At 35.9% G+C, this 6,005-nt stretch carries 9 protein-coding genes and 1 pseudogene; 9 read left to right on the forward strand and 1 reads right to left on the reverse strand.

The annotated features are described in order from the left end of the window. The 4 genes from EGH73_RS14085 to EGH73_RS07375 form a co-directional block, all read left to right on the forward strand. Nucleotides 1–218 (forward strand): hypothetical protein (locus EGH73_RS14085; RefSeq protein WP_221177746.1); only part of this gene is annotated, 218 nt, incomplete at its 5' end. Nucleotides 219–244: 26 nt separating this feature from the next. Further along, on the forward strand, nt 245–619 hold the full coding sequence (locus EGH73_RS07365; RefSeq protein ID WP_035679264.1) for an ArsR/SmtB family transcription factor: 375 nt from the start codon (nt 245–247) through the stop codon (nt 617–619). Then, on the forward strand, nt 616–1,215 hold the full coding sequence (gene merTP, locus EGH73_RS07370) for a mercuric transport protein MerTP (RefSeq protein ID WP_123281307.1): 600 nt from the start codon (nt 616–618) through the stop codon (nt 1,213–1,215). The genes EGH73_RS07365 and merTP overlap by 4 nt, the downstream gene beginning before the upstream one ends. 1 nt (nt 1,216) lies before the next feature. Beyond that, nucleotides 1,217–1,423, forward strand: coding sequence for a GDCCVxC domain-containing (seleno)protein (locus EGH73_RS07375; RefSeq protein WP_069796431.1), 207 nt, complete (start codon nt 1,217–1,219; stop codon nt 1,421–1,423). 264 nt (nt 1,424–1,687) lie between these two features. Here the strand turns inward: EGH73_RS07375 and EGH73_RS07380 are convergent. Then, a pseudogene (locus EGH73_RS07380) lies at nt 1,688–1,951 on the reverse strand (IS91 family transposase); the annotation flags it as partial. Nucleotides 1,952–1,970: 19 nt separating this feature from the next. On the opposite strand from EGH73_RS07380, the gene EGH73_RS14290 reads away from it, so the two are divergent. The 5 genes from EGH73_RS14290 to EGH73_RS07400 all read left to right on the forward strand — a co-directional run bounded on the left by EGH73_RS14290 (nt 1,971) and on the right by EGH73_RS07400 (nt 5,988). Beyond that, a complete protein-coding gene (locus tag EGH73_RS14290) occupies nt 1,971–2,102 on the forward strand; it encodes a hypothetical protein (RefSeq protein WP_262605810.1) in 132 nt (43 codons plus the stop codon). Nucleotides 2,103–2,247: 145 nt separating this feature from the next. Continuing rightward, nucleotides 2,248–2,529: a helix-turn-helix domain-containing protein gene (locus EGH73_RS07385; RefSeq protein ID WP_089770476.1), complete on the forward strand. Its 282-nt coding sequence runs from the start codon at nt 2,248–2,250 to the stop codon at nt 2,527–2,529. A 94-nt stretch (nt 2,530–2,623) separates the two neighbouring features. Beyond that, nucleotides 2,624–4,801 carry a VapE domain-containing protein gene (locus EGH73_RS07390; protein ID WP_123281309.1) on the forward strand — a complete coding sequence of 726 codons (2,178 nt, stop codon included), beginning with the start codon at nt 2,624–2,626 and terminating at the stop codon, nt 4,799–4,801. Between the two features lie 307 nt (nt 4,802–5,108). Further along, the gene (locus tag EGH73_RS07395; protein WP_123281308.1) at nt 5,109–5,546 is read left to right on the forward strand and encodes a TerD family protein; all 438 of its coding nucleotides are present in this window, start codon (nt 5,109–5,111) and stop codon (nt 5,544–5,546) included. 4 nt (nt 5,547–5,550) lie between these two features. Continuing rightward, on the forward strand, nt 5,551–5,988 hold the full coding sequence (locus tag EGH73_RS07400) for a TerD family protein (RefSeq protein ID WP_245985468.1): 438 nt from the start codon (nt 5,551–5,553) through the stop codon (nt 5,986–5,988). The last annotated feature ends 17 nt before the right edge of the window (nt 5,989–6,005 follow it).

Here is a 6,005-nt window from a genome sequence, read left to right on the forward strand (position 1 = left end):
ACCGAAGGTTTAGTTCAACAACAGTTTGGCAAAATGGCGGGTTCAGTGCTAAATTCAACGGCAGTTCTTCGATTGAACTTTTGTGCAAAACCGAACATTTGTGCTTCGATTTCCGCCACTTCGCCAAGCTGCAAACCGTTAGTGGCAAGGCTATGACGACACAACCCGACAGACAAATCGGGTTCTTTTTGATATTTTGTATTTTAGTAATTGCTTAAATAAACAAATTAACTATCTTTGCAATATGGACAACAATTCTTGCATACGACAACAAGCGGACATTAAACAAATAAATCGCTGTAAAAACCGAGTTTCAGAACTCAACGGCTCGTTTGACTATTTATCGAACGGACTTGAATTAGCGGGAAACAACGTAAGACTGAAAATTCTCTTTCTATTATATGAAGAAAAACGACTCTGTGTTTGTGATATGAGCGACATTCTTGGTATGACAATTTCGGCAATTTCACAACACTTGCGAAAACTCAAAGACCGAAAACTAATTGAAACCGAACGAGAAGCACAAACCATTTTTTACTCATTGACAAAAGAGTATGAAAAAATGCTGAAACCGTTTTTTAAAATACTTGACGAAAACAAAATTTTAGAAACATTATGAAAACAGACAAAAAACTAATCGGAGCTGGACTTTTAACAGCAATTGCAGCTTCATTGTGTTGTATTACTCCAGTCTTGGCTTTAGTAGCAGGAACAAGCGGACTTGCTTCTACTTTTTCTTGGCTCGAACCTTTCAGACCGTATTTTATCGGTTTGACAATTTTGGTTCCTGGTTTTGCTTGGTATCAAAAGTTGAAACCTAAAAAGCAAATTGACTGCAACTGTGAGACAGAAGAAAAACCAAAATTCATTCAGTCAAAAATGTTTTTAGGAATTGTAACAGCATTTGCAATCGTTATGCTTGCCTTTCCATACTATTCAAGCATTTTCTACCCAAAGAAAGAAAAGCAAATCATAGTAGTGGACAAATCCAATATTCAAAAAGTAAAATTTACGATTAGCGGAATGACTTGTGCGAGTTGCGAAGAACACGTAAATCACGAAGTAAATAAATTGACAGGAATAATAAGTTCAAACGCTTCATATGAAAATGGAAATGCAATCATAGAATTTGACAAATCAAAAACAAATATTTCTGAAATCGAAAAAGCAATAAACTCAACAGGATATTCTGTAACCGACAAAAAAGAAAATTAAAATGGAAATCAAATTACAATCAACAATAACTTGCCCCAACTGCGGACATAAGAAAGAAGAAACAATGCCGACAGACGCTTGCCAATATTTTTACGAATGTGAAAAATGCAAACAAGTTCTAAAACCAAAACAAGGCGACTGCTGTGTTTATTGTAGCTACGGAAGTGTTGCTTGTCCACCAATTCAGCAGGACAAAAAATGTTGCTGACAGACGGAAAACAAAGAAGCCCAGCCACTAATAGCTAAGTTTTCGTTGCGTGCGTAGCACGAACAATGAAAACCCTGTTGAACTGGAGCTTCGGAAGCTTTTGGTTGGGTATTTTCCCACACTATGGGTTTATCGACAAAAGATTTTTAGAGATACAAGAGACTTTGAGAAGAGTCTCTTTTTTTGTGGGTGATTTTGGCTAGTTTTTCTTGGTTTTATCGTGCTTTCCTTCACGTTAGGGTAACATTTCCCTTACCAAATCCGCTAAAATGCAGATTTAGGAGCAGGTAAATTTCGGCTCATCTCCAAAAACCAACTTGGCGGACCTCGAAGATCGAACGTGGCAATCGTTACCAAATTTCCAACTTTACAACAACTACATTTCGGCTGAAAAACTTTTGGCGGAAGCTTTTCTTTAGGCTGGATGCCTAATTTTTGTTGTAGATTTTTAAGCTTGATACGCTTCCAAGTGCTGCTCAAAAAACCATAATGACGGATTTTCACAAATCTTTTGGGCAAACCATACATTCAAAAGCGGATTAAAGATGTGGCTACTTTTATCCACGAAAATTTTGTGGACGAAAGCGGAAATACTTTATCCAAAGATACTTTGCAAACCTACCTTTCACCTGGGAGAAATGACAAAGATCCTAATTCTGATTTACAGGTAAACTTTTAGTCCGATTTATAAACACTTGTTTAAGTTTTCAATGTATTAACATTCAAATAGTTATAAATAATTTAGTCCGATCGGACTAAATCGGACTAATCGGACTTTTTTCTTTACTTCATCTTTGCTTCATAATCTTAAACCCAAAAATATTATGGAAGCAATCATCCTTACCAAAGATCAGTTCGAACAGTTAATTGCAAAAATCGACGACATTAATGATCGCCTTACAAACACCAATCCCAAAAGAACAGAAACCTACCTGAACAACAAACAGTTTATGGAAATGTTGGACGTTTCCCTCAGAACAGCACAGACTTGGCGAGACGAAGGAAAAATCACATTTTCACAGGTTGGTAACAAAATCTACTACAAACTTTCCGATGTAGAAAAATTCATCCAGAATTACCGTAATGCAGCTTTCGCCAAAAAGTAAAATCTTTTGCGGAGAGAAAAACAATCAAAATGCCCTCGCAACCGCAGAGGGCTTTTTACTGACAACCAACAACCGACAACCAACAACCAATATTATGAAATCCACCATATTCAAAAACTTCAACGAAGTTACCGAACAAAAAGATATTCTGAAAATCTTATCAGATATAAAAACTGGCGTCTATCAAAATGCAATCACTTATTTAAGAAAATCCCTTGCCGACAACAAGAAAGAAGCAGCAGAAAGAGCCAAAAAATCACTTCCGGCATTTACGCCCAGTGCAACATTCAACGGAGGCAGAAAAATGGAATTCCTTACCAATTATAACGCCTTAATGGTATTGGATATAGACAAACTCGAAAAAGAAAAACTGCAGCAGTGTAAGACCAAAATCAGAATGGAGGATTTTGTATTTGCTTCATTCGTCAGTCCTTCAGGAAATGGTTTAAAAATTTTCGTGAAAGTTTCGACGGATAAAGAACAGCACAAAGAAACTTTTTTGAAACTTCAACGATATTTCGAAGAATTATTGGAGGTAGAAATCGATAAATCCGGTAAAGACATAACCCGGCTTTGCTTCTTTTCTTTCGATCCCGAAATTTTCATCAATGAAAATTCCCAAGTTTTTTCAGAAAACACACCAGAGCAAATTTGTCATTCCGAGCAAAAGCGAGGAAACTCAAAACATCAAAATAATCCGCAAGCGGATTATGATGTTTTGTATGAGCACGCAGTCCGCTTCACCGAAAAGAAAATCCAATTCACAGAAGGCAACCGCAATAACTTCGTTTTTGCGTTGGCCAATAATCTGAACAGAAAAGGTATATGTGCATCAATGGCATTAGGCTACATTTTAGCAGATTTCGGCTATGACGCAAAAGAAGTTACAACCGCCGTTCAAAGCGCCTATCAGAACACCGCAGAACATAATACAGATACTTTCAAACCTAATACAAAAAAAGCAAAATCCGAGCGATTGACGAGCGATAGAAAAAATTCTGGTGAATCGCCCGCGACAAAAACCGGAGACGGCAATTTTTCTGATGAAAAGGAAGAACAACCTTCATACATTGACAAATTGGAGAACTTCCTAAACAATCGTTACAATTTCCGTTACAACACAGTTTTAGGAAAACTGGAATTCAAAACTTTGAAAGCCTATAAATATAAACCAATGACCGACTTCACCGAAAACTCCATCCTTCGTGAAATCTTAAAAGCAAAAGTAAAATGTAGTATAAATTCCTTACGGAATTTACTCCATTCTGACTATTGTGAAATGTTTGATCCGTTTGAAGATTATTTCAACAATCTGCCGGAAAACCCAGATGAAACAGACCACATAGAACTGCTTGCAGATACTATAACCACCACAAAACAGGACCTTTGGCGTACTTGCTTTAAGAAATGGTTTGTAGCGATGGTAGCCTGTGTGCTGGATGAAAAGCAAGTCAACCAAACGGTTATTGTTTTTAGTGGAAAGCAAGGTTTAGGAAAAACAACCTGGATAGAAAAACTAATGCCTAAACCACTCAAAGAATACATCTTTTCAGGTACCATAAATCCTAGCAACAAAGACACTCTAATACACTTGGCAGAATGTATGTTAATTAACTTGGACGAACTAGAAAATCTTAACAGGACGGAAATCGGTTCATTAAAAGAAATCATAACCAAAACCCACATCAGAATGCGGAAAGCATACGGACACAATAATGAAAATATGCCTCGAAGAGCATCTTTTGCAGGATCGGTAAACACCGCCCAATTCTTAAACGATACAACCGGCTCACGCCGTTTTCTTTGCTTCGAGGTAGAACACATAGAATACACGCATAATATTGATATTAACAAAGTTTATGCACAGGCATTGCAATTACACAAATCAGGTTTCCGCCATTGGTTCAACCAGGAAGAAATCAAAGAGATTAACGCCAATAACGAACAATATCAGTTAAGAAGTCCGGAAGAAGAGTTGCTTTTGACCTGGTTTGAGCCTGTTGAAAAGGAAGTGGCAACACATTTTCTTAATGCTTCGCAAATCGCTGTAAGATTGGCTGAACTTTCCAAAATCAATATTTCTGATGGTGTAGTGAATAAATTGGGGAAAGCATTAAAGAAACACGGTTTCCTGCGATTGGCAAAAAATAAATCTTATGTGTACGCCGTGAAAGAATTCAGTTTTGAACAGGTTGAACAGCGAAGCAAACAAAAATTAAATTCAGAAAAACAGAATTTGGAAACCCCAAAAATCCCTTACAGATTTGCATAGCAAAAGGCGAAGCGAAATGCTTCGCTTTTCTTTTGTTTGTTGGGTGTAAGGGTGTAAGCACTTTTCGGCAAAACATTTTTTTTATTTTTTTTCTAAAAATTTTCTAATTAATTCATAAAATTTAAAAGCAATCCTCTCATTATAGTTCATTAAAATTTATCTGTTTGCGCTTAATTAGTTACTTTTTCAAAAACCAATTTTGTAAAAATTTTCTTTTCATACAATTTGCTTACACCCTTACACCGATTATTAAAAAACATTATTCTTACCTATTAATATCGCTCTATTATGATTTTCAAATCGAAAAATCCCAAGCAAAGACTACTTTGTGTTTTTTAACAATCTAAAATCGCCAGACAATGCATTAATGCATACAGGAGACGACCCAGACGGAACTTCAAGTGACGGAGATGATGATGAATCTATCATCGTTGATTTAACTAAACTCAATCCAAGTATTCAAGAAATATTATTTGTTGTTACTATAAATGATGCTATCCAAAACAAACAAAACTTTGGAAAAGTAAGAGACTCTTACATAAGATTAGTTGATAACAGCAATGGCAAAGAAGTAATGAAATATGAATTAGGAGAGGATTTTTCTATTGAAACAGGAATTGAATTTGGACGATTATATAGAAGAAATAATGAATGGAAATTTGACGCATCAGGTATTGGTTACAAGGAAGATTTGAAATTTTTTATTGACAAATATTTGCCTAATAACATAACAACACAAAATTAAAGGTATGCAAGAAGTTATAAATTTATCAAAAGGGCAAACAATAGATTTGCGTAAAAATTCAAAAGGCGAAAGTGTTTATGACCTTTCGCAAGTAACCATTGGCTTAGGCTGGGATGTTCGTCAAAAACAAAGTGGATTTCTTGGAAAACTATTTGGTCGTAAAGAAGAAGAATACGATTTAGATGCTATCGCTTTTTTATTAGACAGCAATGGGAAAGTTGCTAATCTTGGTAGAACTGTTCAAACTCAAAATGGTCGTCAAGTTGGACTTTATGAGGGAGATGTTATCTTTTTTAATTCATTAAGACACCCAAGCGGACATATTTGGCTTACAGGTGATAATCGAACTGGTGCAGGAGATGGAGATGATGAACAAATCATTGTAAAACTCAACCAATTAGACCAACGTTACCAAAAAATTCTTTTTGTGGTTTCTATCTAGTCGTTCCTTAACAAAAC

The sequence above is a fragment of the Epilithonimonas hominis genome (assembly GCF_003730015.1).
Taxonomy (GTDB): domain Bacteria; phylum Bacteroidota; class Bacteroidia; order Flavobacteriales; family Weeksellaceae; genus Epilithonimonas; species Epilithonimonas hominis.